This is a genomic window from Nocardioides sp. (assembly GCF_036374615.1).
Taxonomy (GTDB): domain Bacteria; phylum Actinomycetota; class Actinomycetes; order Propionibacteriales; family Nocardioidaceae; genus Nocardioides.
The window spans coordinates 1-2,813 of sequence record NZ_DASUTK010000082.1 but is presented as its reverse complement, the minus strand read 5'-3'; the positions used below and the strand labels follow the sequence as shown (position 1 = coordinate 2,813).

3 protein-coding genes are annotated in these 2,813 nt (G+C 70.8%); 2 read left to right on the top strand and 1 reads right to left on the bottom strand.

The annotated features are described in order from the left end of the window. Nucleotides 1-959, top strand: a 959-nt coding sequence (locus tag VFZ39_RS06690) for a M15 family metallopeptidase (RefSeq protein ID WP_330864956.1), incomplete at its 5' end; no start/stop codon positions are given. 169 nt (nt 960-1,128) lie between these two features. Here the strand turns inward: VFZ39_RS06690 and VFZ39_RS06685 are convergent. Beyond that, the gene (locus VFZ39_RS06685) at nt 1,129-2,100 is read right to left on the bottom strand and encodes an SDR family oxidoreductase (protein ID WP_330864955.1); all 972 of its coding nucleotides are present in this window, start codon (nt 2,098-2,100) and stop codon (nt 1,129-1,131) included. Between the two features lie 130 nt (nt 2,101-2,230). Between VFZ39_RS06685 and VFZ39_RS06680 the strand changes: the two genes are divergently transcribed. Then, on the top strand, nt 2,231-2,813 hold a 583-nt coding region (locus VFZ39_RS06680; protein ID WP_330864954.1), incomplete at its 3' end, for a helix-turn-helix domain-containing protein.

The following is a 2,813-nucleotide window of genomic DNA, read 5'->3' as shown; positions in this document are numbered from 1 at the left end:
TGCACTGGGGCAAGGAGAACTCGGCGAGGGTGACGCGCCACCAGAAGGCGTTGGCGCGGGACCTCTCGCGTGCCGGCGCCGCTGTCGTGGTCGGTACCCACACCCACCGCCTGCAGGGATCCGGCTGGCTGGGCACCACGTACGTGTCCTACGGACTCGGCAACTTCATCTGGTACCACGGCAGCCGAGGCGAGACCGGGCTGCTCGACCTCGCCGTTCGGGACGGCCGCGTCGTCGCCGACGGGTGGCGGCCGGCCCTGATCCCCCCGGACGGCGGGTTGCCGACCTTTCTGAGCGGCACGTCGGCGGCCCGTGCCCGCACCGCGTGGCGGAAGCTCCGGCAGGGCAGTGGCCTGACCGCGGCGCCGGTCGAGCCGGCCACCTTCTCCGCCTCTGTCAGCGCCATCACCGGTCCGCTGCGGCGCCGGATGTCGAGCAGCTACCGGTCAGGGTGCCCGGTCCCGCTCGGACAGCTTCGCTATCTGCGCGTGAGCCACTGGGACTTCGACGGTCGCGCCCGCCAGGGCGAGCTGGTGGTGGCGGCCAAGCACGCGGACGCCGTGGTGGACGTCTTCGCCGACCTCTTCGCCGCAGAGTTCCCGATCGAGCGGATGCAGCTGGTCAGTGACTTCGGCGGTGACGACGAGCGTTCCATGGCCGCCAACAACACCTCGGCGTTCAACTGTCGTCGCGTTGCGGGTACGGATCGATGGTCGCAGCACTCCTACGGTGCGGCGATCGACCTGAATCCCGTGCAGAACCCCTACGTCACCCGCTCGGGTGTGTCACCGCGAGCCGGCGCACCGTGGGCGCAGCCGCCTGCCCGGCGGTCGACGGTGCCCGGTCTGATCACTGCCGACTCCGTGGTGGTGCGGGCGTTCCGCGCGGTGGGTTGGTCATGGGGCGGGGACTGGGACGACCCGCAGGACTACCAGCACTTCTCCGCCGAGGGGTCCTGACGTCCCTCGGGAGTGGCTGTCGTTCGACCCGTCACCATCCGTGCTCGGCCACCCGAGTCCCGGGGTCGGGCCGGCCGGTGGGCGAGCTCGTCGATCAAGCCGTTGACCTCTGCGCCGAGCTGCAGCTGGGTGAGCGGGATCCCGACCGTCCCGGCGTCGACGTCGTGGGTCAGCAGGCCCGTGACCGTTCGGAGGCCTGGCAGGCCGGCGCGGCGGTCCTCGTCAGCTCCTCGGACACCGCCCAGAGCCGCGCGGCCGCGTCGGCGTCCCGCAGCGGCGCCCACGGCTTCTGCTGGCCCGGTGGGCCACCGACGTTGCCGAGTCCCTGCGGACCGTAGAAGCTGCCGTCCTCGGACTCCGGCACGGTCGCCGCCAGCAGAGCACTGAGTTTCGCGCTCTCCACGGTTCCCACGATGAGGCCCCTCTCCGAGAGCCAGCGGATCAGCCGGATCTCCCGGGTGTCCGCGTCGCGGCCCATCTCCGGTCGTGCCGACAGCAGGCCGGTCGGTGCGACACCGGGATGGGAGATGGTGCTCGTGACTCCCCAACCCGCCGCCTTGCTGCGTCGGCTGAGCTCGAGCCCGAACAGACCGCAGGCGATCTTCGACTGCCGGTAGGCCCGCATCGCGTCGTACTCGCGTTCGGCGTTCAGGTCGGCGAAGTCGATCCCGCCACGCCGCGCGGCGATGCTGGTCTGCGTCGTGACCCGGCCGCGTCCGGCCCGGAGCAACGGCAGCAGCTGGAGGGTGAGCGCGAAGTGGCCGAGATGGTTCGTGCCGAGCTGCAGCTCGAAACCGTCGACGGTCAGCTGCCGATCGGGCGGGGTCATGACGCCGGCGTTGTTGATCAGGACGTGGATCGGCGCGCCACCGGCCCGCAACCTCTCGCTGAGCGCTGCGAGGGACGCCAGCGAGGACAGGTCCAGCTCCTCCAGCGTGATCTTCGCTCCCGGGTGCCGTTCGCGGATCCGAGCGAGAGCCGACTCGCCCTTGGGCACGCTACGGACCGGCAGGACGACCTCGGCGCCGGCACCGGCGAGAGTGGTGGCGATGGCGAAGCCGATGCCGTTGCTGCCGCCGGTGACGACAGCCCGACGGCCGCTGAGATCGGGGATGGTCAGGTGGTGGTGACGTCGTGGCATCCGTGGCTCCTGGAGATCGTGTCGACTGGTACGCCATCGGGCGTGCGCACCAGCCTCCGCCACACGCGCATCGTTATCCACGGTCTGTCGATCCGTGGTTCGGTGGACCTGGACAGGCGAGGATGTGGTGGTGATCGATCGAGCCGCACTGGCCGAGTTCCTGCGGGGACGCCGGGAGTCGTTGCAGCCCGAGGACGTCGGTCTGCCGCGGGGGTCGCGTCGCCGGACGCGGGGACTGCGTCGCGAGGAGGTCGCAGTGCTCTGCCACATGTCGACCGACTACTACTCACGGCTGGAGCAGGAGCGCGGTCCGCAGCCCTCGCCGCAGATGATCGCCTCCATCGCCCAGGGCCTGCACCTGACGCGCGCCGAGCGCGACCACCTCTTCCGCCTCGCCGGGCACCAGCCGCCGGCGCGGGGTTCAGGTGGTGATCACATCAGTCCGGGGATGATGCGGATCTTCGATCGACTCGCCGACACACCGGCGGAGATCGTCACGGAGCTGGGCGAGACGCTGCGGCAGACCGCGCTCGGGGTGGCGTTGGTGGGGGAGCTGACGAGGTTCAGCGGACCGTCCCGGAGCATCGGGTACCGGTGGTTCACCGACCCGACGACACGCTTCCTCTACCCGGTCGAGGACCACGAGTTCTACTCGAGGATGTACGTCTCCGGTCTTCGCGGGGTGGTGGCGCTCCGTGGACCCGGGTCGCGGG

Excerpts from the sequence above, each read along its gene's own strand:
- VFZ39_RS06685 (WP_330864955.1), bottom strand. The coding sequence starts at position 2,100 with ATGCCACGACGTCACCACCACCTGACCATCCCCGATCTCAGCGGCCGT.